Annotated in this window: 24 protein-coding genes and 1 riboswitch; of the genes, 13 read left to right on the top strand and 11 right to left on the bottom strand. The window is 68.9% G+C overall.

Annotated features, from left to right (window positions below; all coding sequences use genetic code 11):
- Positions 1 to 36: 36 nt before the first annotated feature.
- From FOB47_RS07180 to FOB47_RS07170, 3 genes are all read left to right on the top strand, one after another.
- On the top strand, positions 37 to 972 hold the full coding sequence (locus FOB47_RS07180) for a sugar kinase (RefSeq protein WP_053823703.1): 936 nt from the start codon (positions 37 to 39) through the stop codon (positions 970 to 972).
- A 99-nt stretch (positions 973 to 1,071) separates the two neighbouring features.
- Positions 1,072 to 1,713 (top strand): bifunctional 4-hydroxy-2-oxoglutarate aldolase/2-dehydro-3-deoxy-phosphogluconate aldolase, encoded by a 642-nt coding sequence (gene eda, locus FOB47_RS07175; RefSeq protein ID WP_053823704.1) that lies wholly within the window; start codon positions 1,072 to 1,074, stop codon positions 1,711 to 1,713.
- A 101-nt stretch (positions 1,714 to 1,814) separates the two neighbouring features.
- On the top strand, positions 1,815 to 3,545 hold the full coding sequence (locus tag FOB47_RS07170) for a phospholipase D family protein (protein ID WP_174780423.1): 1,731 nt from the start codon (positions 1,815 to 1,817) through the stop codon (positions 3,543 to 3,545).
- Between the two features lie 46 nt (positions 3,546 to 3,591).
- Here the strand turns inward: FOB47_RS07170 and FOB47_RS07165 are convergent, their stop codons facing one another.
- Both FOB47_RS07165 and FOB47_RS07160 read right to left on the bottom strand, forming a co-directional pair.
- Positions 3,592 to 4,563: a TerC family protein gene (locus FOB47_RS07165; RefSeq protein WP_174780422.1), complete on the bottom strand. Its 972-nt coding sequence runs from the start codon at positions 4,561 to 4,563 to the stop codon at positions 3,592 to 3,594.
- Between the two features lies 1 nt (position 4,564).
- Positions 4,565 to 5,071 (bottom strand): universal stress protein, encoded by a 507-nt coding sequence (locus FOB47_RS07160; protein ID WP_053823706.1) that lies wholly within the window; start codon positions 5,069 to 5,071, stop codon positions 4,565 to 4,567.
- Between the two features lie 196 nt (positions 5,072 to 5,267).
- On the opposite strand from FOB47_RS07160, the gene nhaR reads away from it, so the two are divergent.
- Positions 5,268 to 6,191, top strand: a complete 924-nt coding sequence (gene nhaR, locus FOB47_RS07155) for a transcriptional activator NhaR (RefSeq protein ID WP_174780421.1) — start codon at positions 5,268 to 5,270, stop codon at positions 6,189 to 6,191.
- A gap of 105 nt (positions 6,192 to 6,296) precedes the next feature.
- Here nhaR and FOB47_RS07150 read toward each other — a convergent pair whose 3' ends face one another.
- From FOB47_RS07150 to FOB47_RS07135, 4 genes are all read right to left on the bottom strand, one after another.
- Entirely contained in the window at positions 6,297 to 6,428 is a 132-nt protein-coding gene (locus tag FOB47_RS07150; protein WP_006578423.1) for an entericidin A/B family lipoprotein, read from the bottom strand.
- A gap of 178 nt (positions 6,429 to 6,606) precedes the next feature.
- The gene (locus FOB47_RS07145) at positions 6,607 to 7,113 is read right to left on the bottom strand and encodes a DUF6644 family protein (protein ID WP_053823708.1); all 507 of its coding nucleotides are present in this window, start codon (positions 7,111 to 7,113) and stop codon (positions 6,607 to 6,609) included.
- Between the two features lie 19 nt (positions 7,114 to 7,132).
- Entirely contained in the window at positions 7,133 to 7,516 is a 384-nt protein-coding gene (locus tag FOB47_RS07140; protein WP_390884831.1) for a DUF6152 family protein, read from the bottom strand.
- A 251-nt stretch (positions 7,517 to 7,767) separates the two neighbouring features.
- Positions 7,768 to 9,081 carry a hemolysin family protein gene (locus FOB47_RS07135; protein ID WP_174780420.1) on the bottom strand — a complete coding sequence of 438 codons (1,314 nt, stop codon included), beginning with the start codon at positions 9,079 to 9,081 and terminating at the stop codon, positions 7,768 to 7,770.
- Positions 9,082 to 9,208: 127 nt separating this feature from the next.
- On the opposite strand from FOB47_RS07135, the gene FOB47_RS07130 reads away from it, so the two are divergent.
- Entirely contained in the window at positions 9,209 to 10,114 is a 906-nt protein-coding gene (locus FOB47_RS07130) for a helix-turn-helix domain-containing protein (protein WP_174780419.1), read from the top strand.
- On the opposite strand, the gene FOB47_RS07125 is transcribed toward FOB47_RS07130, so the two are convergent.
- The gene (locus FOB47_RS07125) at positions 10,102 to 10,701 is read right to left on the bottom strand and encodes an acyloxyacyl hydrolase (protein WP_226995049.1); all 600 of its coding nucleotides are present in this window, start codon (positions 10,699 to 10,701) and stop codon (positions 10,102 to 10,104) included. The two genes, FOB47_RS07130 and FOB47_RS07125, sit on opposite strands and share 13 nt — an antisense overlap.
- A gap of 240 nt (positions 10,702 to 10,941) precedes the next feature.
- A riboswitch (FMN riboswitch) is annotated at positions 10,942 to 11,132 on the top strand.
- Between the two features lie 235 nt (positions 11,133 to 11,367).
- Between FOB47_RS07125 and ribB the strand changes: the two genes are divergently transcribed.
- Positions 11,368 to 12,087 (top strand): 3,4-dihydroxy-2-butanone-4-phosphate synthase, encoded by a 720-nt coding sequence (ribB, locus tag FOB47_RS07120; protein ID WP_174780418.1) that lies wholly within the window; start codon positions 11,368 to 11,370, stop codon positions 12,085 to 12,087.
- 329 nt (positions 12,088 to 12,416) lie between these two features.
- Positions 12,417 to 12,998 (top strand): surface-adhesin E family protein, encoded by a 582-nt coding sequence (locus FOB47_RS07115; RefSeq protein ID WP_390884830.1) that lies wholly within the window; start codon positions 12,417 to 12,419, stop codon positions 12,996 to 12,998.
- A gap of 89 nt (positions 12,999 to 13,087) precedes the next feature.
- Here the strand turns inward: FOB47_RS07115 and FOB47_RS07110 are convergent, their stop codons facing one another.
- Complete coding sequence (locus tag FOB47_RS07110) at positions 13,088 to 13,528, bottom strand: hypothetical protein (protein ID WP_226995050.1); 441 nt, start codon at positions 13,526 to 13,528, stop codon at positions 13,088 to 13,090.
- Positions 13,529 to 14,293: 765 nt separating this feature from the next.
- On the opposite strand from FOB47_RS07110, the gene FOB47_RS07105 reads away from it, so the two are divergent.
- Positions 14,294 to 15,823 carry a glucan biosynthesis protein G gene (locus FOB47_RS07105; RefSeq protein WP_276512681.1) on the top strand — a complete coding sequence of 510 codons (1,530 nt, stop codon included), beginning with the start codon at positions 14,294 to 14,296 and terminating at the stop codon, positions 15,821 to 15,823.
- A complete protein-coding gene (gene mdoH, locus FOB47_RS07100; protein ID WP_151023263.1) occupies positions 15,796 to 18,375 on the top strand; it encodes a glucans biosynthesis glucosyltransferase MdoH in 2,580 nt (859 codons plus the stop codon). The genes FOB47_RS07105 and mdoH overlap by 28 nt, the downstream gene beginning before the upstream one ends.
- Before the next feature lie 199 nt (positions 18,376 to 18,574).
- Here the strand turns inward: mdoH and FOB47_RS07095 are convergent, their stop codons facing one another.
- Entirely contained in the window at positions 18,575 to 19,141 is a 567-nt protein-coding gene (locus FOB47_RS07095; RefSeq protein WP_053823714.1) for a hypothetical protein, read from the bottom strand.
- Positions 19,142 to 19,457: 316 nt separating this feature from the next.
- Between FOB47_RS07095 and FOB47_RS07090 the strand changes: the two genes are divergently transcribed.
- From FOB47_RS07090 to FOB47_RS07075, 4 genes are all read left to right on the top strand, one after another.
- Positions 19,458 to 20,678 (top strand): Bcr/CflA family multidrug efflux MFS transporter, encoded by a 1,221-nt coding sequence (locus FOB47_RS07090; protein WP_053823715.1) that lies wholly within the window; start codon positions 19,458 to 19,460, stop codon positions 20,676 to 20,678.
- Positions 20,679 to 20,938: 260 nt separating this feature from the next.
- Positions 20,939 to 21,220 (top strand): HU family DNA-binding protein, encoded by a 282-nt coding sequence (locus tag FOB47_RS07085; RefSeq protein WP_006577833.1) that lies wholly within the window; start codon positions 20,939 to 20,941, stop codon positions 21,218 to 21,220.
- Between the two features lie 173 nt (positions 21,221 to 21,393).
- Positions 21,394 to 21,879, top strand: coding sequence for an acyl-CoA thioesterase (locus FOB47_RS07080; protein ID WP_006577832.1), 486 nt, complete (start codon positions 21,394 to 21,396; stop codon positions 21,877 to 21,879).
- A 2-nt stretch (positions 21,880 to 21,881) separates the two neighbouring features.
- Positions 21,882 to 22,394, top strand: a complete 513-nt coding sequence (locus FOB47_RS07075) for a CreA family protein (RefSeq protein WP_174780415.1) — start codon at positions 21,882 to 21,884, stop codon at positions 22,392 to 22,394.
- A 13-nt stretch (positions 22,395 to 22,407) separates the two neighbouring features.
- On the opposite strand, the gene FOB47_RS07070 is transcribed toward FOB47_RS07075, so the two are convergent.
- Positions 22,408 to 23,259: an acid phosphatase gene (locus FOB47_RS07070; protein ID WP_338031293.1), complete on the bottom strand. Its 852-nt coding sequence runs from the start codon at positions 23,257 to 23,259 to the stop codon at positions 22,408 to 22,410.
- A 43-nt stretch (positions 23,260 to 23,302) separates the two neighbouring features.
- Complete coding sequence (locus FOB47_RS07065) at positions 23,303 to 25,105, bottom strand: class I adenylate-forming enzyme family protein (protein WP_053823717.1); 1,803 nt, start codon at positions 25,103 to 25,105, stop codon at positions 23,303 to 23,305.
- Positions 25,106 to 25,108 lie beyond the last annotated feature (3 nt).

Here is a 25,108-nt window from a genome sequence, read left to right as displayed (position 1 = left end):
CTTTTCCCTTTCTTCTACCGTATCGGCGGTCGCACCATGAGCATCGATATCCTGGCCTTCGGCGAAGCGCTGGTCGAGTTCAACCAGCAGCCCGACGCGCCCGAGCGCTATCTGCAGGGCTTCGGCGGCGACACCTCGAACTTCTGCATTGCCGCCGCGCGCCAGGGCGCGCAGACCGGCTTCATCAGCGCGGTGGGCGCCGACAGCTTCGGCGAACGGCTGCTGGCGCTGTGGACGCAGGAGCGCGTCGATACCCGCCATGTCCGCACCGATTCGCGGGCGCCGACGGGCGTCTACTTCGTCAGCCACGACAACCACGGCCATCGCTTCGACTATCTGCGCGCGGGCTCTGCGGCGAGCTGCTACAGCCATGACGACCTGCCGCAGCAGGCGATCGCCGAAGCGCGCTATCTGCATCTGTCGGGCATCAGCCTGGCGATCAGCAACAGCGCCTGCGACGCGGGGCTTGCGGCGATGGAGCTGGCGCGCAAGGCCGGCGTCAAGGTCTCGCTCGACACCAATCTGCGGCTGCGGCTGTGGTCGCTGGCCCGCGCGCGCGGCATCATGCGCGAGGCGCTCGGCATGACCGATATCTGCCTGCCGAGCTGGGACGATGTCACGGTGCTGACCGGGCTCGACGACCGCGACGCGATCGTCGACCATCTGCTCGGCTGCGGCGTCAAACTGGTCGCGCTCAAGCTCGGCGAGGAGGGCGCCTATGTTGCGACCCCCGATGCGCGCGCACTGGTGCCCGCCTACCCGGTGCAGCCGCTCGACGCGACCGGCGCCGGCGATTGCTTCGGCGGCAGCTTCATCGCCCGGCTCGCGGCCGGCGACGATCCCTTCGAGGCGGCCCGCTATGCCAACGTGGCCGCCGCGCTGTCGACCACCGGCTATGGCGCGGTCGCGCCGATTCCGTCGGCGGAAACGGTGCTGGCGCGGCTGGCCGAATCGGTCTCGGTGATCCGATGACGGCAACGGTCCGCGCTTCGGTCCCCGTGTCGCGTCCTGCCGTGCGACGACGGACAGCGCTTTCCTTCAACCCGTACCGACTTTCTTCCCGATAACGCCATGCCTAGCCAATCTCCCTCGCTGATCGACCGCCTGGCCGGCGTGCCGGTCATCCCCGTGCTCGAGTTCCACGCCGTCGACGAGGCGCTGCGCGTCTCCGAGGCACTGGTCGCCGGCGGCCTGCCGGTGCTCGAAATCACGCTGCGTACGCCGGTCGCGCTCGAGGCGATGCGCGCGGTCGCCGCCGCCTTGCCGCAGGCCATTGTCGGCGCCGGTACCGTGCTCGACGTCGCGCAGCTGCATGCGGTGCGCGACGCCGGCGCGCAATTCGCGGTGTCGCCCGGGCTGACGCCGCGGCTCGCCGAAGGCGCGCGCGATGCCGGCATTTCGCTGCTGCCCGGCGTGGCCACCGCCAGCGAGGCGATGGCCGCGCTCGAGGCCGGCTTTACCTTCCTGAAGTTCTTCCCGGCCGAGGCCGCCGGCGGCATGCCGATGCTGAAATCGCTGAACGGGCCGCTTCCGCGGCTGCGCTTCTGCCCGACCGGCGGCATCGACGCGGCGCGCGCGCCGGGCTATCTGGCCCTGCCGAACGTCGTCTGCGTCGGCGGCTCCTGGGTCGTGCCCAGGGACGCGGTCGCCAGCGGCGACTGGGCGCGCATCCGCGCGCTGGCCGAAGAAGCGGCGGCGCTGCGGCGCGGCTGAGCACCGGCTCCCTCCCGCGCTTTCGGACTGTCGGACAAAGGCCGATTGTCCGCGCCGTTGGTGCCGCCTAAGCTGACAGCATCGGGACTGATGGAGTCGGCATGACGGCGCTTGCGGTGTCGTGTGGGAAAGCGGGGCCGCGCACGGCAAGCTGGCTGCGCTGGCTTGCCACGGTGACGCTGGCGCTCAGCGCTTCCGCCTGCGCCAGCCTGCCGCAGGACGTGCCGCGCCGGCCTTCGACTGCCTTCGCCGGCTGGGCCGATACCCCGCTGGGCCAGGTCGTCGCCAGCAGTACGCCGGACCCGGCGCTGTCCGGCTTCCACGTGGTGTCGTCGGGCGAAGACGCCTACGGCACGCTGATCACGCTGGCCGACCGCGCCACCCGTTCCCTCGACCTGCAGTACTACATCGTCGCTGCCGACGAATCGTCGCGCGAAATCCTGCGCCGAGTGCGCGCGGCCGCCGAGCGCGGCGTCCATGTGCGGCTGCTGGTCGACGACCTGCACAGCGACGGCAAGGATCCGGCCTTCCTGCGGTTCGCCCGCCATCCCAATATCGAGGTCCGCTACTTCAATCCGTTTCCGGCGGGGCGCTTCTCCAAGCTGACGCGCTTCATCAGCGTGGTCGGCGACGCCCGCCGCGTCAACCGGCGCATGCACAACAAGGTCTTCATCGCCGACAACGCGATGGCGATGACCGGCGGCCGCAATATCGGCAACGCCTATTTCCTGCGCGCGCCCGATACCAACTTCGTCGACCTCGACGTGGTGGTGGCCGGTCCGGCTGTGCGCCGGCTGTCGGCGGGCTTCGACGAATACTGGAACAGCCAGTACGCCTTTCCGGTCGAGTCGCTGGCCAACCCGAACGAGGCCGCGCCGGGGCCGGCGGGCACGCCGCCGGGTTCGGGCGTGCAGGCGTCCGCCGCGCGCGGGTCCGGTGGGACAGGGGGATCGGGGTCGGGCGGTTCGCGCGGTTCGGCTTCGCCCGCGCCCGAGCAGGCCCTGGTCGACGAGGCCGCGCAGCGCGAGGCCGAGCAGAAGCGGCTGGAGGCGAGCGGCATGACGGCGCCGCAGAAGATCGATCCGAACAAGAGCTTCCTCGCGCGCGAACTCGCCCGCGGCGGCAGGCTGAACTTCGAATGGGCGCGCGCCAGCGTGCTGGTCGACAACCCGGCCAAGGTCGAACCCGACAAGTTGCCGGACAGCGACGATACGCTGGCCGACGAGGTCGCGCGGATGATGAACGAGGCCCGCGAGGAGATCATCATCATTTCGCCGTACCTGGTGCCCGGCAAGCGCGGCGTCGAGTGGTTGAGCGGACTGGCCCGGCGCGGCGTCAAGATCCGCGTGCTGACGAACTCGCTGGCGGCGACCGATTCGCCGATCGTGCACGTCGGCTACAAGCGCTACCGCAAGGAGCTGCTGCGCGCCGGCGTCGAACTGCACGAGCTGAAGTCCCGGCTGCATCGGCAGCAGCGCGCGGTCGGGGACTTCAAGTCTTCGCAGGCCAGCCTGCACGTCAAGGCCGCGGTGGTCGACCGCAGGACGCTGTTCGTCGGCTCGATGAACTTCGACCCGCGCTCGATCACGCAGAACACCGAGACCGGCATCATCGTGCGCAACGAGCGGCTGGCGGGGCAGGTCGCGCAGCTGTTCTCGGGCGCCATCGGCGTCAACAGCTGGCGGCTGCAGCTGTCGGAGGACGACGAGCTGCAATGGGTGGACGGGCAGGGCAAGCAGGCCGTCGTGCTGGACACCGAGCCCGATACCACCTGGTCGCAACGGTTCTGGATCGACTTGCTGACTCCGTTTACGCCGGAAGAGTTGCTCTGACGCGCAAGCGCTGCTCCAGCCCGGCGCGTCGGCACATTGCCGCACGTCATGTCGCGGTGCGGTCCAGCTTGCGGGCGGAGAGCACCAGGCTGATCAGCACGGAAACCAGGATCACGATGCCGACGATGGCCAGCGACCACTGCACCGGCATGTGGAACCACGGCGCCGCCAGCATCTTGCCGCCGATGAAGACCAGCACGACCGCGAGGCCGTACTTGAGCAGGTGGAAGCGCCCTGCCATGTCGGCCAGCAGAAAGTACAGGGCGCGCAGCCCCATGATCGCGAAGATATTGGAAGTGAAGACGATGAACGGGTCGGTCGTCACGGCAAAGATCGCCGGAATGCTGTCGATCGCGAACACCAGGTCGCTCGCTTCGATCATGATCAGCACCAGGAACATCGGGGTGGCCCAACGCACGCCGCCGATGCGCACGAAGAACTTCTCGTGCTCGAAGGCGGGCGTGATGCGCATGTGCCGGCGCAGCCAGCGCAGCAGCGGATTCTTTTCCAGGTCCGGCTGCCGGTCCGCGAAGACCAGCATCTTGATGCCGGTCACGACCAGGAAGGCACCGAATACGTAGAGGATCCAGGCGAACTCCTGCACGAGCCAGACGCCGGCCAGGATCATGCCGGCGCGCATGATGATGGCGCCCAGCACGCCGTACAGCAGCACCCGCCTCTGCAGCTCCGGGGGCACGGCGAAGTAGCTGAAGATCATGACGAAGACGAACATGTTGTCGACCGACAGCGACTGTTCGATCAGATAGCCGGTGATGAACTCGAGCGCCTTGCCGTTGGCGACTTCCCGGCCGGCGTGCGCATCGAGATACCACCACAGCAGCGCCGCGAACGTGAAGGCCATCGTCACCCAGGCAGCCACCCAGCCGCCGGCCTCCCTGACGGAAACGCGATGCGCCTTGTTGCCGCCGAAGACAAAGAGGTCCAGCGCCAGCATCGCCATGACGAAGGCGATGAAGCCCGCCCACATGGGCGCGGTGGCGAAGGAATCGACGATCATGTCAGGATGCGCTTGCCCAGACCAGCGCCACCCCGGCGCCCACGCCGGCCGGGATGCCGATCCGCTCGATCATGCCTGCCGGCGCGCCGGCGACTACCTCGACCGGCACCGTGCAGCAATCGAGCAGCCGGTTCGTCAGCGAATGTTCGATCGCACGGACCAGTGCGCCCTTGCGGGTGGTGCCGATCAGCACGCGATCGCAGTGCAGCCGGCGCGCGGATTCGGCGATGCACTGGGCCGTGTCCCCGACTTCGCGGTGCGTGAAACAGGGCACGCCTGCGGCGTCGAGCAACTGCCGCGCCTCGGCAAGCTCCGCGTCGGCGCGTTCGCGCTGGAATTGCGCGCGCAGCTCGCGGCAGACGTGGCGTGCGACGTAGGCCGAGAAGGGCGGCTGCACGTTCAGCAGGTGGACCCGGCTGGCATCGCCGCGGTGGAACTCGTCGATGGCGTGGCGGACGGCCAGCAGGGCGCTGGGCGAGCCGTCGCACGGCAGAAGGAGCGTGGCCATGTCGATGTCTCCTGAGAGGCGGGCGGGAGGCCGCCAAGGCGGCCGTTGACGCGGGCGCGAGCCGAAGCGCGGCCGTGGCGCATGGAAAAAATCTAGACCCGGAAACAATGCGTGAAAAGCAGATTGTTCGGATACCATCATCCGATAGAACCTGACAATCTCGCGCGCGCGGCTGGCGGCGAGCGGGGGACAGCCGATGAACTACAAGCATCTGCACTATTTCCTGCAGGTGGCCAGGCTCGGTGGCGTGCTGCGCGCCAGCGAGCGCCTGCATGTTGCCCCGCAGACGATCAGCGCGCAGATCCGGTCGCTGGAAGAGGCCCTTGGCATGGCGCTATTTGCGAAGAGCGGGCGCGGGTTGGCACTGACCGATGCCGGCCGCATGGTGCTGGGCTATGCCGAGGCGATCTTCTCGATGGGCGCGGAGCTCGAGGAAGCGATACGGGATCACCCTCGCCAGGGCAAGCTGCTGGAGTTCCGCGTGGGCGTGGCCGATGCAGTGCCGAAGACGATTGCCTGCCGGCTGATCGAGCCCGCCACGCAACTGCCCGAGCCGGTGCGCATCGTGTGCCGCGAGTGGAAGCTCGACATGCTGCTGGGCGAGCTGGCGCTGCATCGGCTCGACCTCGTGATTGCCGACGCGCCGATTCCGTCCGACGTCAGCGTGTCGGCGTTCAACCATCACCTGGGCAGTTGCGGTGTCAGCTTCTTCGCGGCGCCGGGGCTGCTCGAATCACGCGGCGGGCGCTTTCCGGCAAATCTCGACGGTGCGCCGCTGGTCATGCCGGCGGAGGATTCGGCTGTCGGCAAGCGGCTGCGGAACTGGCTGCACGCGCATTCGCTGCGCCCGCGTGTGGTCGCCGAGTGCGACGACAGCGCGCTGGCCAAGGAGTTCGGGCGGCGGGGCATGGGTGTCTTCGTCGGTCCCACAGTGCTCGAGCGGGACATCGAGAAGCAGTACGGCGTGCGCGTGCTGGGCGCTACGTACGACGTCGTGGAGGAGTTTTTCGCGATCTCGGTCGAACGCCGGATCACGCATCCTTGCGTGACGGCGAACACCGAGGCGGCGCGCAACGAGCTGTTTGCCACGCCGTTGCGGCGGCGGCAGCGAGGGCGCTGACGCCGAGAAAGCGCCGCTGGCCGGTGGCCGGCGGCGTTCGCCCGCGGAGCCGGGCGGGTCCCTCGGACAGCCGGGCCGCTTGCGCCGCGGCCCGGCTGCGCGGGCTTACTTGTGACGGTCCGCCGCGCCTTCGAGCTTCTGGCCGCCGCGCTGGATGTCCTGGCCCAGGCCGGCCATCGTGTTGCAGCCGGTCAGCAGCACAGCCAGCATCACACCAAAAATCCAACCTTTTTTCACACTGCGCTCCTTTTGAGGTGTTGCGAACGGGGCGATTTTACAATCGGTGCGGCCCGCTGCGCACAGGGCAGTGTGGCTATTTGTAACGAAGCGGGGCCGGCGTGGGTGGCAATGACGAACCGGCCCGGGTCCCCGTCGTCCCCACCAAAGCAGGGACCCAGTGGCGTCCGAGCGCGCGCTAGACGTAGGCGATCAGCCGGCCGGCGGCGATCACCAGCGTCCAGGTCAGCAGCGACAGCACCGCCGCGGTGCGCGCCCAGCCCGGCGGCCGGGCGCCGATGTTCCAGTCGGCGGGGCCGTCGGCCCGCTGCAGGGCGCGGTACGGCCACAGATGAAATGCCAGCGCATTGAGCAGCCCGACCGCGATCAGGGCCAGCTTGGCATACAGCGCCGGATTGGTCGCCAGCTCGTCGGCATGCGCGAGCAGCAGCAGGACGCCGCTGACGGCCACCGCGACGAAGGCCGCCATCGTCAGCGGCAGCACCTGGCGCAGCAGCGCCGTCACCGGCAGGTTGCGCCAGAGCCCGGCCAGCCGCAGGTCGACCACGGCGATGGTGCCGAACAGCAGCGCCATGCCGGCCAGATGGACGATCTCGACCAGCGGGTAGGCCCAGGCCGAAGCGCGCAGCGCGCTCGACAGCGGCAACGACGCCAGCGTGGCGCCCAGCCCGGTCAGCGATGCCACGGCGCCCGCTGCGGGACAGTCAGCGCAGTTCGACGGTCTGGCCGTCGAGCACGATCCGCTCGGCGCGCATCTCGTCGCCGTGTTCCTTGCTGGGGTAGCCGACGATGGTGACCTCGCGGCCGACCGCGACCTTGTCGGCGGTCGCCCCGCGCGCCTGCATCCGCGAGATCGGCGCCAGCACGGCCAGCCAGCGCTTGCCGTTGGCGTCGATCCGCACCATCGCGTGCGGGTTCTCGTATTTGACCTCGGTCAGCTTGCCGGTCAGCGTGATCGGCTTGCTGTCGTCGTAGCTCGACCAGCCGTGGTGCGCGGCGGCCGGGCCGGCCAGCAGCGCGGCGAACGCGGCGGCGGTGGCAAGCGCGGCAAGCGGGCCGCGGGGCATCGAGCGGAACAGGCGGGACATGGCGGTTCTCCGGCTTCTGCGTTCGTCGAGTATAGCTGCCGCTTGATGAAGGGGCGTCGCGGCTTTCTTCTCCCCAAGCCCTCTGCCCAAGGCGCTCTCCCCAACCCCTCTCCCGCGAGCGGCACGGAGCGTGCAACGGAGCAGCAGCGGCGGCAAATTCAAGCGACATCGCCAAACAGTACCTCCGACCTTGCTCCCTCTCGCGCTTGCGGGAGAGGGGGGAGGGCAGGCTCGCCTCGCAGGCTGGACGGCTAGCCCGTCGTATCCGGCTCCGGGCCTTCCTCGGCCGGCAGCCGGCTCGCCAGCACCTTGTCGATGCGCTTGCCGTCCATATCGATGATCTCGAATTTCCAGTCCAGCCAGCTGACCGAATCGGCGATCTGCGGCAGCCGTCCCAGCAGCAGCAACAGCATGCCGGACAGCGTGTGATAGCGCTCCTTGTCTTCCTCGGGCACGCTGCGCAGGCCGATGCGGTCCTTCAGCTCGGGGATCGGGATCAGGCCGTCGAGCAGCCAGGAGCCATCCTCGCGCTGCACCGCCCATTCGTCGCCGGCGATGTCCGGCTTGAATTCGCCGGTGATCGCCTCGATCAGGTCCTGCAGCGTGACGATGCCCAGCACCTCGCCGTACTCGTCGATGACGAAGGCCATCTGTCCGCCCGACGAGCGGAAGTGTTCGAGCAGCTCCATGCCGGTGACGCTCTCGGGCACATAGACCGGGGCCTGCATCACCGCGGCCAGGTCGGTGGCCTCGCCGCGCAGCTTGCGCGCCAGCAGCTGGCGCGCGCTGACCACGCCGATCACGTCATGCATGCCGCCGCGCACCACCGGAAAACGCGAGTGGTCCGACTCCTCGATGCGGCGCAGGTTTTCCTCCAGCGGCAGTTCGACGTCGAGGCTGACGACGTCGCCGCGCGGCACCATCAGCGAGGTCAGCTGGCGGTCGTCGAGCCGGAACACGTTGCGCACCATGGTGTGCTCGTGGCGTTCGATCACACCGGCCTCCGAGCCCTCGACCAGCAGCGCGTGGATTTCTTCCTCGGTCACCGCGGGGCCGGTGCCGCTCTTGACGCCGATCAGCCGCAGCACCAGCCGGGTCGAACCCGACAGCAGCTTGACGAACGGCGTCGAGGCGACCGCCAGCCAGGACAGCGGCTGCGCGACCGCGCGCGCCAGGGTTTCCGGCGCCAGCTGGCCCAGCCGCTTGGGCACCAGTTCGCCGAGTACGATGGAAAAGTAGGTCAGCCCCGCGACCACGATGGCGGTGGCCACATAGCCCGCGGTCGGCTGCGCCATGCCCAGTCCCTGCAGCCACAGGCCCAGCGGCTGCGCCAGTGCCGACTCGCCGACCACGCCGTTGAGCACGCCGATCGACGTGATGCCGATCTGCACGGTCGACAGGAAGCGGGTCGGGTCCTCGCCCAGCTTGACCGCCTCGATCGCGCCGCGATCGCCTTCGTCGATCAGCTTCTGCAGACGGGCCTTGCGGGCCGAAACCAGCGCGATCTCCGACATGGCGAACACGCCGTTGAGCAGGATCAGCGCCAGCAGGATGGCTATTTCCATCAGGGTGCGCGCCCTACGCGCGCGGGTGTTGTCGAGCCGTCAAGCATAACATCGGCATGTGGCACGCCTGCCGTTCATTACCTGGCAGGTTATCGCCACAGCGCGCGCCGCATGCTGTAATGCGGCCATGGACACGCTGACCCCCGCCTCCGAAACCGCCCTCGACTTTCCCGCCCTGCTGCGCTACTGGCGCGGGCGCCGCGGCTACAGCCAGCTCGCGCTGTCGCTTGCGGCGGGGGTGTCGCAGCGGCATATCAGCTTTCTGGAATCGGGCCGCGCACGGCCCAGCCGCGAGATGATCCTCGCGCTGTCGGACCGGCTCGGCGTGCCGCTGCGCCAGCGCAACCGGCTGCTGCTGGCGGCCGGCTTCGCCCCCGCTTACAGCGAGCACGCGCTGGCCGAGCCGCCGCTGCAGATGGTGCGCCAGGCGATCGCGCTGATCCTCGCCAAGCAGGAGCCGTATCCGGCGGTGGTGCTGGACCGCTTCTGGAACATCAGCGATGCCAACCGCGCCTATCGGCGCATGGTCGACGTGCTGCTCGACGGCCGCGCCGCCGCGGTGCTGCCCGAGGGCCTGGGCAACGATGCGGGCGGCGGCCCGCGCATCAACCTGATGCTGACCGTGTTCGATCCGCAGGGGCTGTGGCCAATGATCGAGAACGCCCATCAAGTCGGCCGCTATCTGCTGCGACGCGTCTGGCAGGAGCTGCAGGCGCAGGCGCACGACCGGGTGGCGCGCGAGATCTTCGCCCGCATCGCGCAATGGCATCCGGAAATGATCGGCCCCGGCGGCGTGCCGCACGCGGACGACGACGGCAGCGAAGGCCCGCTGCCGCCGGTGCTGCCGGTGGTGCTGCGCGCCGACGGCTTCCAGGCCTCGCTGTTCTCGACGCTGACCACGCTGGGCAATCCGCATGACGTCACGCTGCAGGAACTGCGGATCGAATGCTTCTTCCCCGCCGACGAACCGTCGCGCCTCGCGCTCGAAGCGCTGGGGCACGACGCGGCGCACGCCGCCGTTCAGAACCGGTAGCGCAGATAGGCGGTATGGAAGTCCGAGCCGGGGTTCGGCTTCTTGATGCCGGCATTCGAGATGTGCTGGTAGCGGTAGCCGACGGCGAAGCGCTGGTCCTTGCCGAAGGCGATGCCGACGCCTGCCATGTCGGAGAACTGGAACGCGGTCGACATCGTGTGGTTGTCCGAAGTCCGGGTCCCGCTCATCAAGCGCACGCCGATCGATGCCTCGAGGAAGGGCACCCAGCGATGGCGCTGCCAGGCCAGCCGCAGCACCGGCTGCGCGCCGATCTCCCACAGGTTGCGCGGGTTGGCGTCGCTGGTGCTGTCCCAGCGCGCGACATTGACCTCCCACAGCAGGCCGAGCCGCAGGCCGGTCGGGTCGCCCCAGCCATAGCCGGAGTCCCAGCCGAAGGCGATATCGACCTTGCGCACATCGGTGCGGCTGTCGGTGCCGTAGGCGATCTGCACGGTGGGGTCGGCCCATGCCGCGGTGCCGGCAATCAGCAGGGGCAGGGCGACGAGCCAGCGCAGCGCTCGCATGGACTGACGGGATGGGGAAGGGCGGCGGGACAGGCGGGCAAACGGGTCGTCGTCGAATGGCATCGTGATCGCGGCAAGAAAAACGGGAACGGGAAACGCGGGGAGAGCGCGGAGAGCCTGCGGCGGCTCGAGGGATTCCGGCGTCCGCATGGCGGGTGCGGCGCCCGCGCAAGTCGTTTAGTTGTAGTACAGATCGGGCGCTTACGCCGCATCGCGTGATAACATCGCAACGCCGGCGCGGGCGTGCGCCTTTGGGAATCGGCCCACGATTCCTCGAAGAGCAAGCGCGTTTCGCCGGTTTCGTTACGTCTTCAGGGCGGGGTGAAAGTCCCCACCGGCGGTATGCCGGACGCGTTCTCCGACGCGGCCGGCGAGCCCGCGAGCGCCCGCGTCGTTCTATGTCTTCGTTGTATCCGACATGGTTGCGCGCGGGGTCAGCAGACCTGGTGAGAGGCCAGGGCCGACGGTCATAGTCCGGATGAAAGAAGATGGGCGAGCAAGCATCGCTGCCGCTTCACTGCCGCCTCATGCGATTCGGCTGGAACGGCGCGGGCTGCGCGGTCGCGTGCCCCTGCATGCGGCCGGCGGCTCGTCGCCTTGCCATGCGCGAATGGACAGCGTCGCGGACCATCACGCAGGTCGGCGCTTCGAGCCGGCCGTCGTGCGCGCTCCCGCTTGCGCCGCCAATCCCCTGAAACGCCCGTTGATCTTTACGCAAGGAGCGTTTCAATGCTGTCCACGCTGTCCACTTCCCAAGCCGATATTTCCGCCGACCACGCCGCGTTCGCGCCGGCTGCCGCCGATCGTGCCGACGCCATCGTGCCGGCGCTTCCCCACGATCTGCCGACCCGCATCGAGCAGGCGCTGCAGGCCATGCGCGAAGGCCGTCCCGTGGTGCTGATGGACGACCACGACCGCGAGAACGAGGCCGACCTGATCGTCGCGGCCGAGCGGCTGACGCCGGCCAACATGGCGATGCTGATCCGCGAATGCAGCGGCATCGTCTGCCTGTGCCTGACGCGCGAGAAGGTCGCGCAGCTGGGGCTGCGGCCGATGGTCGAAAACAATCGCAGCCAGTACGGCACCGCGTTCACGGTGTCGATCGAGGCCCGCACCGGCGTCACTACCGGCGTCAGCGCGGCCGACCGGATCACCACGATCCGCGCGGCGATCGCCGACGATGCCGGGCTCGACGCGGTCGTCAGTCCCGGCCACGTGTTTCCGCTGGTGGCCGCCGACGGCGGCGTGCTGACCCGCCGTGGCCATACCGAGGGATCGGTCGAGCTGGCGCGGCTGGCCGGCCTGAAGCCGGCCGCGGTGCTGTGCGAGCTGATGAATCCGGATGGCACGATGGCACGCTACGAACAGGCGCTGGCCTTCGCCGCGCAGCACGATCTGCCGGTACTGACCATCGCCGAGCTGGTCGCCTGGCGCGAGCAGGGGCACTGAGGCCGGCGCCGACCGGGGCCTGAATCACCGCGCAAAGTACGGCCCGACACACGGCCCGACACACGGCGCGATACACGGCGCGATACACGGCGCGATACACGGCGCGATACACGGCGCGATCCGCAGCGAATGCCGCCGCCGGCGGCACCGTTGCGGCCGCCGCGGCGCGTCGCTGTGCGACAATACCGGCTGTCGCGCGGCCCGTGCATCGTCGCGGCCGCGCCTGCCGCCGGTCCCCGGGCCGTCCCTGTCTTGCCAACGCGCCCCGCATCATGTCGTCTCGTGTCGCCACGCCCGCACCGCGCCGCCGCGCCCTCAGCGCCGGCGCCATGTCCCTTCGCTTGCGTTCTTCCGCTTGGCTCGCGCCGCTGCTGTTGGCCGCCTCGCTGACGCTGGCGCCGGCATTCAGCGCCGACGCCCACGCCGACACCGCGGGCGGCAAGGTGATGCCGGCCGCCGCGGGCGGACTCTATCAATGCCAGGGACCGAATGGCGGCACCGTGTTTCGGTCGACACCGCGCGAGGGTTGCGTGACGCTGGCCGCGCCAGACCCGTCCGCGCCCGATCCGCAGCGCTGGCTGCCGCTGATGGGCGCCAACGGCGTGATCTCGTACCTGGACCAGCGCTCGGTGCGCCGCCAGGGCGCGCGCATCGGTGTGGTCGTGATGCGCAACGCGCCGGTCGGCGGTGCCATCCACACTACCAGCGGCGAGCCGATCCAGTCGTCGCTGCGGCGGATGGTGCTGGACTGCGCGACGTCGATGTATGCGGTGGTCGAACAGACGCTGTTTCCCCGCCGATTCGCGCGCGGCGAGCCGCTTTACACGATCCGCTCGCCGCAGCGCGCGACACCGCGGCCGGTCTCGTCCGGCTCGCTGGCCGGCGAGGTGATGGCACGCCTGTGCCGCTGAGCGCCGTGGTGCGCGCTCGCCGCTGAGCGGCCTTCCCCTGGAGCCGGCAAGGTCATTGCCGGCTGCTTCCATCCCCGCTGTTTCCTTCGTTATTCGTCCTCGACGGCACGTGCCCGCCAGCGGCCATCGGGCTGCTTGCAGAACCAGCCCGTCCAGCTTTCCTCGTTGCTGGACCGCTTCAGTTCGCTGCGGATCTGGCGGCAGGGCTGGCCGCGGTCGGTCTTGCTCTGCAGCGGCGTGATCCGGGCGTAGGTGGCCGGGCGCCGCGGCGTCGCCTGGGTGCGCCACGACACCGCGGTGCCGTCCTCGGTCGCGGTCAGGGCGCGGTTGACCGCGGAAGCGAAGGCGCGCGCCTCGCTCTGCGTCATCGTGCCGGCGATCGTGCTGGTCAGATAGTGGTCGACGTAAGCCCGTGCCGGCGACGGCGCGCCCAGGGCCAGCGCGAATACCAGTGGCGCAAGCTCCGGCGGCAGCGGCAGACGGGCGGGCGCTGCATGCGGCATCGGCATCCCCTTGGTGGGCGAGATCATCTGAGCAGGCGAGGCGGCGGGGCCGGCGCGGGCAAGACCCATCGCACATCGGGTCGCCATCGGGCGGATCGGTCGATTGTAGTGCGCGTGGGCACCGGCCGCGGCGGCGGGACGGCGGCGTGCGTGTCCCGGCCCACCAATGCACCGTTTTGTCGGACAGCGCCCGATTGACGCGGCAAGGGCACGGGCCTAGTTTCAATCGTCGCGCCCGCTGCGGCCCGTTCGCGTGCCGGCCTCCCGCCGGAAGCCACGGCCGCATCCGCAACCGACCCGCGTGCCGTCCGGCGCGCATCCGATCCCGTCACCGATTCGCTGCTCCTGTGCGCAGGACGACAGGGGCGGAAGGGCATTTGCGTGCGCCGCCTGGCGGCCGGTCTGTTGCGGTGCAATGCCGGCGTCATTCGAGTCATGAGGAGGATACCCGACGTTGATCAGTCAAGAGACGAATAATCAACAATCGTTTCAAATTGTTGCAACCGTTGCGTGATCGAAACGTGACTTTTGGTAGGCAAATTTGTTAAGGTTTTGTCCCGCATTGCAGCAAATCCAATACCTTCCAAGCGTCACCCAAGTCACAGCCCCCGGCATAGTCCGTCACGGGGCGGCTCAGGCACCGGTCATCCGGCCTGGCCATCGACGAGTTTCCGCGCCACTGTCCGCGGCTTCCCGAATAACCAATTGCATTACCGACTACCGCCTTTGATGACGGCATTCATGATCGACTCCGCCATTTCTCCGCCGCTTTCCGCCCGTTCGCGCCGGCCGATGTCGCCGACGCGCTTCGACGGGCTGCGACTGGGACGCTGGCTGTGTGCCGGTGCGCTGGCCTGCTTCGCGATGGCGGCGCATGCGTTCAGCTTCGATACCGTGGCGGCGCGCGCGCGCCAGCTGGCCAATTCCCCGTACAAGGCGCCCAAGGCCCATCTGCCGACCGAGCTGCGCGAGCTGTCGTATCCGCGCTATCGCGAGATCCAGTACAAGCCCGAACGTTTCGTCTGGCGCAATACCAGGCTGCCGTTCGAGCTGTCGTTCTTCCACGAGGGCATGGTGTTCGACCAGCCCGTCAAGATCAACGAGGTCACCGGCAACCGCGTGCGCGAGATGCGCTTCAATCCGGCGGACTTCAACTACGGCTCGCACAAGTTCGACCCCGAGATGCTCAAGGGCCTGGGCTTTGCGGGCTTTCGCGTGCTGCATCCGGTCAACGGCAAGCACAAGGACGAGGTGGTGTCCTTCGTCGGCGCGAGCTATTTCCGCGGCGTCGGCAAGGACCAGTGGTACGGCCTGTCGGCGCGCGGCCTGGCCGTCGACACCGCGCTCGCGTCGGGCGAGGAGTTTCCGCGCTTCGTCGAGTACTGGATCGAGCGTCCCGCACCCGGGGACAAGCAGTTGGTGATCTATGCGCTGATGGATTCGCGCCGCATGAGCGGCGCCTATCGCTTCGTCATCAAGCCGGGCACCGATACCGAGACCGAGGTCAAGGCGCGCCTCTATCTGCGCGAGAACGTCACCAAGCTGGGGCTGGCACCGCTGACCAGCATGTATCTGTTCGGCGAGAACCAGCCGCCGGCCGCGCCGGAGTTCCGTCCCGAGGTGCACGACTCCGACGGCCTGTCGATCCAGCTGGGTACCGGCGAATGGATCTGGCGTCCGCTGGTCAATCCGAAACGCCTGCTGGTGACCTCGTTCTCGGCGACCAATCCGCAGGGCTTCGGCCTGATGCAGCGCGACCGCTCGTTCTCGAGCTACCAGGAAATCGGCGAATGGTATGAACGCCGGCCGAGCGGCTGGGTCGAACCGCGGGGCAACTGGGGTTCGGGCCGCGTCGAGCTGGTGATGATCCCGACGCCGGACGAGACCAACGACAACATCGTGGCCTACTGGGTCCCCGACAATCCGCCCAAGCCGAAGCAGCCGTTCGATCTCGAATACCGGCTGCTGTGGCAGAAGGATCGCGAGCGCATGCCGCCGCTGTCGTGGGTCACGCAGACCCGCCGCGGGCAGGGGCTGACCCGCAACAAGGAAGACAACAGCTTCTCGCTGCTGGTGGACTTCGAAGGCCCCGCCTTCAAGAAGCTCGATCCCGCCGCGCATCTGGATGCGGTGGTATCGGCCGATGGCAACGCCGAACTGCTGCGCACGACGACGCAGCGCAACGAGGCCACCGGTGGCTGGCGCATGACGATGTTCCTGCGCCGCAAGGACGAGAACAAGCCGGTCGAGTTGCGCGGCTATCTTCGCAACGGCAACACAACCCTGTCAGAGACATGGAGCTACATCTTACCCCCAGGCTAAAGCAGCGCTCGGCCGCGGCGGCGTGCGAGCGCTATGTCGACCGCCTGCCGGTATCGCCGGAACAGCGCCGCGACCTGCTCGCCGATACCGCGTTGCATGAAGGCATCGTCATCAAGGGCGATGCCACCGGCGACGATCCCGGCGTGCGTTCGCTGCAGAAGGCGCTGGCCAACGGCGACGGCGCGGCTTCGCCCGCGGGCGCGGCCTACGGCTCGATCGAGCGGCGCCTGCAACTGGCCTATGGCGAGCCGAAGATCGGCGGCGAACCGCTGATCGAGCGGCGTGCCGACGGCACCGTCCATGTGGCCACCGGCCCCGAGCCCAAACGCGCGTCGATGGTGCCGCGGCCGTGGCCGCCGCACCTGGTCGCGGCCTTCGTTCGCAACGGCGTGCGCAGGCTGCTCGGCAAGCCGCCCGTTCCCGAGACATGGGATACGCTGCACGACGGTCCCGATGCCGAGGGCAAGTGGCATCCGGCCGGCGCGCACCGCCGCTGGGTGCTGCTGTTCCTGGTGATCGTGCAGACGATGATGGCGACGTACTTCATGTCGACGGTGCTGCCGTACAAGGGCAACGACACCCTCGAGATGATCACGCTGGGCCTGTTCACCGTGCTGTTCTCGTGGGTCTCGGCCGGCTTCTGGACCGCGATGATGGGCTTCCTGGTGCTGGCCAAGGGGGGGGACCGTCATCTGATCTCGCGCTCCGCGAGCGGCAACGCGCCGATCGCGGACGAGGCCCGCACCGCGGTGATCATGCCCATCTGCAACGAGGACGTGACCCGCGTCTTCGCCGGACTGCGCGCGACCTACGAATCGCTGGAGCGCACCGGCGAGCTGGCCCACTTCGATTTCTTCGTGCTGTCCGACAGCGGCAATCCCGATCTGCGCACCGCGGAAACCGATGCATGGATGGAGACCTGCCGCGCCGTCAACGGCTTCGGCCGCATCTTCTATCGCTGGCGCCGCCATCGCGTCAAGCGCAAGACCGGCAACGTCGCCGACTTCTGCCGCCGCTGGGGCAGCAAGTACCGCTACATGGTCGTGCTCGACGCCGACAGCGTGATGAGCGGCGATTGCCTGGCCACGCTGGTGCGGCTGATGGAGGCCAACCCGGGCGCCGGCATTATCCAGACCGCGCCGCTGGCGACCGGCCGCGAGACGATGTACGCGCGCGTGCAGCAGTTCGCCACGCGCGTCTACGGGCCGCTGTTCACCGCCGGCCTGCATTACTGGCAGTTGGGCGAATCGCACTACTGGGGCCACAACGCGATCATCCGCATCAAGCCCTTCATGGAGCATTGCGCGCTGGCGCCGCTGCCCGGCAAGGGTCCGCTGGCCGGCGAGATCCTGTCGCACGATTTCGTCGAGGCCGCGCTGATGCGCCGCGCCGGCTGGGGCGTGTGGATCGCCTACGATCTGCCGGGCTCGTTCGAGGAATTGCCGCCCAACCTGCTCGACGAGGTCAAGCGCGACCGCCGCTGGTGCCAGGGCAATCTGATGAACTTCCGGCTGTGGATGAAGCAGGGCTTCCACGCCGTGCACCGCGCGGTGTTCCTGACCGGCGTGATGGCCTATCTGTCGGCGCCGCTGTGGTTCCTGTTCCTGCTGCTGTCGACCGCGATGCTGGCCAAGCATGCGCTGGTGCCGCCCGAATACTTCTCGCAGCCCTATCAGTTCTATCCGAACTGGCCCGAGTGGCATCCGGAGAAGGCGCTGGCGCTGTTCTCGGCGACCGCGACGCTGCTGTTCCTGCCCAAGCTGTTCGGCGTGGTGCTGCTGATGAAGCAGGCGCGCCGCTACGGCGGGGCGCTGCGGCTGATGCTGTCGATGCTGATCGAGGTCGTGATCTCGGCGCTGCTGGCGCCGGTGCGGATGCTGTTCCATACGCAGTTCGTGCTGGCCGCCTATATCGGCTGGGGCATTTCGTGGAAGTCGCCGCCGCGCGAGGACGCCGAGACGACCTGGGGCGAGGCGGTGCGCCGCCACGGCTGGCACACGGTGCTGGGCCTGGGCTGGGGCGCGCTGGTGTACTGGCTCGATCCGGGCTTCGTCTGGTGGCTGCTGCCGATCGTCGGCGCGCTGGCGCTGTCGATCCCGCTGTCGGTCTGGCTCTCGCGCGTCAGCCTCGGCCGTGCCACGCGCCGTGCCGGCCTGTTCGTGATTCCCGAGGAGGCCGAGCCGCCGCGCGAGATCGTCGACACGCAGCGCCATGTGGCGGAGGCCGGCGACACGCCGGGCTTCGTCGACGCGGTAGTCGATCCGGTCACCAATGCGCTGATGTGCGCGACCGCGACCGCGCGCGTGGTGCAGCCCGCGGCCACGCAGCGCCAGCATGCGGTGCTGGTGCAGCAGGCGCTGACCAATGGACCGGACAATCTGAGCGCCAGGCAGAAGCTGCTGCTGCTGAACGATCCACTGGCGCTGTCGCGCCTGCACGAGGCGGTCTGGTCGTCGCCGCTGGCCGACGACGGCTGGAAGGCCACGCGCGCGCTGCTGCGCCGCGCGGCCAACGTCGTGCCCCTGCGCCCGCGGGGCAGTGCGGCGGCTTGAAAGATCGGTGATTCACGCGTGCCGATGATTCCCCTCTCCGCTTACGGGAGAGAGGTTGGGAGAAGGCGAGGGCGATGGTGATGCGATCGCGCTTGAAACCATCCCTCTCCCCAGCCCTCTCCCCCTGAAGGGGGGGAGGGAGAACACCCCAGGCCGAAACAGTGTCAGCGCGGGAAGTGCCAGCGCGGGACGAATCGCCTCAGCGCAACGCCGCCGTGCAGATCGGCCCGTTGATATAGACGTCGCCGACGCGGCGTTCGCCGCGGGCCTTGCGTGTCATGTAGCGGAACATCATGCTGACGCCCAGCTTGGTCAGGATCTCGACGTCGCGGTTCGCGCAGATATTGCGCTGTAGCGGCGCGGCATAGCTGACCTCGAAGCTGGCCAGATCGAGCATCGGCCCGCTGTAGTTGGTCAATTCCAGCTGGAACAGGATGTGTTTGCCGGGCACCGCCTGGCAGCGGCGCAGACGCGTTTCCTTGTCGATCTCGATCGGCAGCGCATCGTTGAGCTGCCGGCAGGCGCGCGCCAGCACCGTGTCGGGCCGGCGCGAGCTGCGCAGGAATTCGGGGACGCCGGCCGCGCCGGTGTTCTGGCCGGTGGCCGCGCCGCGCAGCATGCGGGTCAGCGAATCGGCTTCATCGACGACCACGGCCGCGCTCGCGGCCGGATGCGCCGCGATGGTACGCGCCGTGACCGGCGCCGCGCAGGCCGGCGAGGCCCACAGCAATCCGGTGGCGGTAGCGATCCCGATGGAGGCCGACATTCCTCGGGCGATCGATGCAGTCGTGTGGTTCGATTTGGTTCGCATGCAGGGAAAGAACGCCTGGAACGGCACGGGGCTGGGGCTGCGCTGAAGTCCCGCGATCGAGACCGGCGATGAAGATGGACCGGCAGTGTGTCGACCGGGTGCATTGTACCTGCCGGCCCCCTGAGGCGGAACCCGCCGGCGCGCGATACATCACGGTGTGCAACAATTGCGCCTTTCGCTTGACGTCGTTTCCCTCGTCCGTCAGTGCCTTGCCGCGCGGCTGTTCGCTGCTCTGTCGCATGCCGGCGCGGACGACATCTTCCCCTTTGCAATGACCCAATCCTCCCGCGCGGCCACGACGCCGCGCTTCCCGCTCTGGCTGCTGATCTGCGCATCGCTGACCGCGCTGGCGCCGCTGTCGATCGACATGTACCTTCCGGCGTTCCCGACGTTGGCCGCCGATCTCGGCGTCGATATCGGCAGCGTGCAACTGACCCTTGGCACCTTCCTGGTCGGCCTGGCGATCGGGCAGTCGTTCTACGGTCCGGTCAGCGACCGCTTCGGACGCAAGGCTCCGCTGTACGTGGGGCTCAGCCTCTATGTGTTGGCCTCGGTCGCCTGCGCGCTGGCGGGCGACGCGCAGGCGCTGATGGCCTGGCGCTTCGTGCAGGCCGCCGGCGGCTGCGCCGGCATGGTGATGGCGCGTGCGATGGTGCGCGACCGGCTCGAGGCGCACGAGTCCGCGCGCGCGTTCTCGTCGCTGATGCTGGTGATGGGTCTCGCGCCGATCCTGGCGCCAATCCTCGGCGGCGCGATCCTGACCGCGCTCGGCTGGCGCGCGATCTTCTGGGTGATGGCCGCGGTCGGCGCGATGATCCTGCTGCTGGTGCATTTCCGGCTGGAAGAATCGCTCGATCCGCGACGCGCGATCCCGCTGCGCCTGGGCGAGGTCTTCCGCAACTACGGCGCGCTGCTGCGCGACCGGGAATTCCTTGGCTATTCGCTGTGCGCCGGCTTTGCGCAATCGGGCATGTTTGCCTATATCGCCGGCTCGCCCTTCGTGCTGATCGAATTGCACGGCATCGATCCTTCCCACTATGGCTTCGTGTTCGGGGCCAATGCCTTCGGCCTGATCGCGATGTCGCAGCTCAATGCCGCACTGGTGCGCGGCCGCTCGCTCGATCGCGTGCTGCGGCTCGCGCTGGCCGCGCCGTGCGCAGCGGGCCTGCTGCTGGCTCTGGCCAATCTCGCCGGCGTGGCGACGCTGCCGGTGCTGCTGATCGGATTCTTCGTCTACGTGGCAGCGCTGGGCTGCATCATGCCGAACGCATCGGCGCTGTCGCTCGCGCATCAGGGCCACCGCGCCGGCACCGCGTCGGCGCTGATGGGCACGCTGCAATTCGGCATGGGCACGCTGGCCGGCACCGCGGTCAGCCTGTGGCACGACGGCACCGCGTTGCCGCTGGGCGTGGTGATGGCCATCGGCGGCATCGGGGCGGTGCTGATGCGGATGCTCGGCCGCCGATCGGCCGCGGTAGCCGCCGCCGAGTAGAAGAGGGCAGGGGGTCCCGCCGTCGGCCGTTTGCCGGTCGCCCCACGGGTTGGGGATAACCCGCTGTCGGCGCCGCGCCAAAGCGCGGAATTGAGGGGGTAAATCTCCCCGAAAGCCGCTTGACGGAAGGATTTCCGGCATTTTCGTTGCGTCGGTGCGACTGGGGATTGCCCAATGCGCAAGCGGCGGATTAGACTGCGCCGGTCGGTGAAACGGCTCAGGCTGGTCACCGGTGACGACGACCAACAAGGGATACAGCCATGAATAAAGGTGAACTGGTGTCTGCCATCGCCGCAGACGCGGAACTGAGCAACGCTGCAGCGGAGCGCGCCCTGAACGCCGCGCTGGAAAACATCAAGAAGGCGGTTGCCAAGGGAGATTCGGTCACGCTGGTGGGCTTCGGCAGCTTCGGCGCCGGCAAGCGCGCCGCCCGCACCGGCCGCAACCCGCGCACCGGCGAAACGATCAAGATTCCGGCCGCCAAGACGGTCAAGTTCTCTGCCGGCCAGGGTTTCAAGGACGCTGTGAACAAGAAGAAGTAAGAGCGGGCATCCAGCGGATGCCAACCGGGAGAGCGGCCCATGTGGGCCGCTTTTTTCATTTGGCGCCGCCGTCGCCGCGCCGCGCTACACTCGCATCCTGCAAGCGCATTGCGCCACCGCCGGATTCCATCGCATTCTCAACCCACCCGCGCCGATTCCTCGCGCCGCTCCCGATGAACGACCTCTCGCATCAACTGTCGATGACCGTGCTGATGACGCCGGACATGGCCAATTTCTCCGGCAATGTCCACGGCGGCACCATCCTCAAATATCTGGACATGGTCGCCTATGCCTGCGCCAGCCGCTACGCGGGCCGCTATGTCGTCACGCTGTCGGTCGATCAGGTGGTGTTCCGCCAGCCGATCCACGTCGGCGAACTGGTGACCTTCCTCGCCGCGGTCAACTACACCGGCCGCAGCTCGATGGAGATCGGCATCAAGGTCATCACCGAGAACATCCGCAGCAAGCTCGTGCGCCATACCAACAGCTGCTATTTCACGATGGTCGCGGTCGACGACGACGGCAAGCCGGCCGAGGTGCCGACGCTGGTGCCGCGCGACGAGGTCGAGCGCCAGCGCTTCGCCGCCGCGCAACTGCGCCGCCAGCTGCGCCAGGAGATGGAGCGCCGGCACGACCAGATCCAGGGCGCGGTGAGCTGATCATGGCGCGTGCATTCCGTCGTCCGATGACCGCATGCTCGGCGGCATCGCTGGTTGCCGCGCTGGTCGGTGCGCTGGCGTTTGTCTCGGTCGCGCCCGCGCATGCCGAAGAGATCGGCAGCGTCAACACGCATTTCCGCGTGACAGGTTCCGATCGCGTCGTGATCGAGGCCTACGACGATCCCGAAGTCGATGGCATCACCTGCTACGTCTCGCGCGCCCGCACCGGCGGCATCAAGGGCTCGCTGGGCATGGCCGAGGATCCGGCCGAGGCGTCGATCGCCTGCCGCCAGGTCGGCAAGATAGGCTTCAAGGGGCCGCTGCGCCAGCAGGACAACGTGTTCTCCGAACGCATGTCGATCCTGTTCAAGACGCTGCATGTGGTCCGCGTGGTCGACCGCAAGCGCAACACGCTGGTCTACCTGACCTATTCGGACCGCATCGTGTCGGGCAGTCCGAAGAACAGCGTGACGGCGGTGCCGGTGGAGGCCGCCACGCCGATCCCGCTGCGCTGACGCGCGCGCGGCATTACTGACCGAGCGCAGCGCGTTCGGCCGCGCAGTCGCGCGCCGGCTTCAGGCCCCTGGCGCGCGCGGCCGCCACCTCGGTGCGGGCCGCGGCGAGGTCGGCGCGGAAAGTCGGATCGGCATGCAGGCGCGCGACCGTCGCCGCGCCCATGACGCGGCCCTGGTTCGCATCGCTCTGCCAGTGCACGTTGCAGGCCAGGCGGCTCTGGCCGTAGGCGAGTCCGCGCGCCAGGATCGCGTCGGCGCGCTCGGGGTCGACCTCGGTCAGGATCAGCGCCCAGGCCCAGCCCGCCGCGTTGTGGCCGGACGGGTAGGAGCCGTCCCTGGACAGCCTGGCGGCCTCGTCCGGGGTGCAGGTCGGCAGATGGTTGACGAGGAAGGGGCGCTGGCGCCGGTAGTGGTCCTTGGCGCGATAGGTCGACAGGCCGGCATCGACCAGGCTGCGCCGCAGCAGCATGTAGAGCTGCGGGGTATCGCGCTCGTTGATCGGCACGCCCAATGCGCAGGAGAAGGTCTCGGCCGCCTGCGGGAATTTCAGGTTGGCGTCTTCCACGGCCACTTGCCAGCGTGGGCTGCCGGCCCTGGCCAGGTTCGCGCGTGCGGCTTCCTCGTCCGCGGCGAATGCCTCGGAGCCGGACGCAGGCGGTGGCGGCACCAGCCGCAGGCTGTCGGGACGCTGGTCCGCCTGCAGATAGCCGGCCACGACGCCCGGCCGCAGTTCCGGCACGTGGCCGGCCCGGCTGATGGGCGCCTGGCTGGCGCAACCGGCGGCACCCGCCAGCGCGGCGGCGACAACGAACAAGGACAGCGTGCCGCGCCAGGCGGCGCGGATTGGCGAAGCGGCAGTGGCCAAGATCGGGGCTCCCGGTGGTCGTGATGGGGCGCGTTGCGCGCGGCTACACGGCCGCGCCATTGTCGAACAGCTTGCGCAGCTCCGACTTCAGGATCTTGCCGTTGGCATTGCGCGGCAGCGTCTCGTTGCGCACGATCACGCGGACCGGCACCTTGAACGCCGCCAGCCGCTGCGCGACGAAGGCCTGCAGCTCGGCCTCGGTGACGCTGGCGCCCGGCTTGACGCCGACCACCGCGCCCGGCTCCTCGCCCAGCGTGCGGTGCGGAATGCCGACCAGGGCCGCGTCCATCACCGCCGGATGCGCGTACAGCGCGCTCTCGACCTCGATGCAATAGATGTTCTCGCCGCCGCGGATCAGCATGTCCTTGGCACGGTCGACGATATAGAGAAAGCCTTCCTCGTCCAGCCGCGCGATGTCGCCGGTGCGCAGCCAGCCGTCGACGAAGGTGCTGGCGGTGGCCTCGGGCTTGTTCCAGTAGCCGCGCACGACATTGGCGCCGCGCACCATCAACTCGCCCACCTCGCCGGGCGGCAGCGCGCGGCCGCGGCCATCGACGACCTTCATCTCGCCGATCGGCAGCGCGGGGCCGCTGCTGTCGGGCCGATGCAGATATTCCTCGGCGTTGTGGCTGGTGAAGGTGGCCGACGTCTCGGTCATGCCCCAGCCGATGCCCGGCATCGACTTCGGGAACACCTCGACGATACGGCGGACCAGCTCGGGCGAAGCCGGCGCGCCGCCGTAGTTGACGTTCTCCAGCGAGGACAGGTCGAAGCGCTCGCGCTCGGGATGCTCGACCAGTTGCCAGGCGATGGTGGGCACGCCGCCGGCCACCGTGCAGCGCTCGCGCTCGATCAGCGCCATCGCCCGCAGCGCGTCCCAGCGGCGCATCAGCACGATCTTGCTGCCGGCGTGCAGCGCGCCGTTCAGCACCGACATGCAGCCGGTCACATGGAAAAAGGGCACCGACAGCAGCGTCGACTTCTGCGGTGCCAGCGGGTCGGGTTCGGGAATCGGCTGTCCGCGGCGCAGGAAATTGCGTGCCGGGCCGAAGCCGCCGCAGAAGGCCACCGTGGTCGCATTGCGGTGCGTGCCGATGGCGCCCTTGGGCTTGCCGGTGGTGCCGGAGGTATAGAACAGCGTCGCATCGTCGTCGGGGTCGATCGCCACGTCCGGCAACGGCAGCTCGGGCAGCCGGTCCCAGGCCATCACGTCGCCGGTGGTCCGCTCCAGCGGCACCACACGCGGGTCGCCAACCACGGCAATGGCGCCATCGCCGGCATCGCCGCCGCCACGGCAGACATGGATGCGCACCAGCGCGGGGCAGTCGGCCAGATGGGGGCGCAGCCGCTCGAGCCGCTCGTGGTCGACGATCGCGGCCTTGCAGCCGGAATCGCTCAAGCCGTATTGCAGCTCGGGGCCGGTCCACCAGGCGTTCAGCGGTGTCGCGATGGCGCCGGTCAGCAGCGCGCCGTAGAACGCGGCCGGCCATTCGGGCAGGTTGCGCATCGCCACGGCGACGCGATCGCCGGGGCGCACGCCGTCCTCGATCAACGCATGCGCGATCGCCAGCGCCGCGCGCGCGAAGCCCGCATAGGAGACGCGCTGGTCCTCGTAGACGACGAAGGTGCGCTCGCCTCGCGCGCGGGCCTGCAGGAACAGGTCGCGCAGCGTCGGCGGCGCGTGCTTCCACACCGTGGTCGGAATGCCGCGGATCTCGCGCACCTCGGTTTCGAACGGTGCGCCCGCAGCGGTCAGGCGGGCATGGGCTTCGGCCAGCGAGATGGCCGGCCAGGCCGGCGAACTGCCGTCGGCACTGCCCTGCGAGCCAAGGGTCGGCGTTGCCATCGG

Source organism: Cupriavidus gilardii (genome assembly GCF_013347325.1).
Lineage (GTDB): Bacteria > Pseudomonadota > Gammaproteobacteria > Burkholderiales > Burkholderiaceae > Cupriavidus > Cupriavidus gilardii.
This window is presented reverse-complemented; position numbering and strand designations above follow the sequence as displayed.

Excerpts from the sequence above, each read along its gene's own strand:
- FOB47_RS07180 (WP_053823703.1), top strand. The coding sequence starts at position 37 with ATGAGCATCGATATCCTGGCCTTCGGCGAAGCGCTGGTCGAGTTCAAC.
- FOB47_RS07075 (WP_174780415.1), top strand. The coding sequence starts at position 21,882 with ATGGCGCGTGCATTCCGTCGTCCGATGACCGCATGCTCGGCGGCATCG.
- FOB47_RS07165 (WP_174780422.1), bottom strand. The coding sequence starts at position 4,563 with ATGATCGTCGATTCCTTCGCCACCGCGCCCATGTGGGCGGGCTTCATC.
- FOB47_RS07170 (WP_174780423.1), top strand. The coding sequence starts at position 1,815 with ATGACGGCGCTTGCGGTGTCGTGTGGGAAAGCGGGGCCGCGCACGGCA.
- FOB47_RS07065 (WP_053823717.1), bottom strand. The coding sequence starts at position 25,105 with ATGGCAACGCCGACCCTTGGCTCGCAGGGCAGTGCCGACGGCAGTTCG.
- FOB47_RS07160 (WP_053823706.1), bottom strand. The coding sequence starts at position 5,071 with ATGGCCACGCTCCTTCTGCCGTGCGACGGCTCGCCCAGCGCCCTGCTG.
- FOB47_RS07130 (WP_174780419.1), top strand. The coding sequence starts at position 9,209 with ATGGACACGCTGACCCCCGCCTCCGAAACCGCCCTCGACTTTCCCGCC.
- nhaR (WP_174780421.1), top strand. The coding sequence starts at position 5,268 with ATGAACTACAAGCATCTGCACTATTTCCTGCAGGTGGCCAGGCTCGGT.
- eda (WP_053823704.1), top strand. The coding sequence starts at position 1,072 with ATGCCTAGCCAATCTCCCTCGCTGATCGACCGCCTGGCCGGCGTGCCG.
- FOB47_RS07095 (WP_053823714.1), bottom strand. The coding sequence starts at position 19,141 with ATGTCGGCCTCCATCGGGATCGCTACCGCCACCGGATTGCTGTGGGCC.
- FOB47_RS07125 (WP_226995049.1), bottom strand. The coding sequence starts at position 10,701 with ATGCCATTCGACGACGACCCGTTTGCCCGCCTGTCCCGCCGCCCTTCC.
- FOB47_RS07135 (WP_174780420.1), bottom strand. The coding sequence starts at position 9,081 with ATGGAAATAGCCATCCTGCTGGCGCTGATCCTGCTCAACGGCGTGTTC.
- ribB (WP_174780418.1), top strand. The coding sequence starts at position 11,368 with ATGCTGTCCACGCTGTCCACTTCCCAAGCCGATATTTCCGCCGACCAC.
- FOB47_RS07115 (WP_390884830.1), top strand. The coding sequence starts at position 12,417 with ATGTCCCTTCGCTTGCGTTCTTCCGCTTGGCTCGCGCCGCTGCTGTTG.
- mdoH (WP_151023263.1), top strand. The coding sequence starts at position 15,796 with ATGGAGCTACATCTTACCCCCAGGCTAAAGCAGCGCTCGGCCGCGGCG.
- FOB47_RS07085 (WP_006577833.1), top strand. The coding sequence starts at position 20,939 with ATGAATAAAGGTGAACTGGTGTCTGCCATCGCCGCAGACGCGGAACTG.
- FOB47_RS07140 (WP_390884831.1), bottom strand. The coding sequence starts at position 7,516 with ATGTCCCGCCTGTTCCGCTCGATGCCCCGCGGCCCGCTTGCCGCGCTT.
- FOB47_RS07105 (WP_276512681.1), top strand. The coding sequence starts at position 14,294 with ATGTCGCCGACGCGCTTCGACGGGCTGCGACTGGGACGCTGGCTGTGT.
- FOB47_RS07090 (WP_053823715.1), top strand. The coding sequence starts at position 19,458 with ATGACCCAATCCTCCCGCGCGGCCACGACGCCGCGCTTCCCGCTCTGG.
- FOB47_RS07080 (WP_006577832.1), top strand. The coding sequence starts at position 21,394 with ATGAACGACCTCTCGCATCAACTGTCGATGACCGTGCTGATGACGCCG.
- FOB47_RS07110 (WP_226995050.1), bottom strand. The coding sequence starts at position 13,528 with ATGATCTCGCCCACCAAGGGGATGCCGATGCCGCATGCAGCGCCCGCC.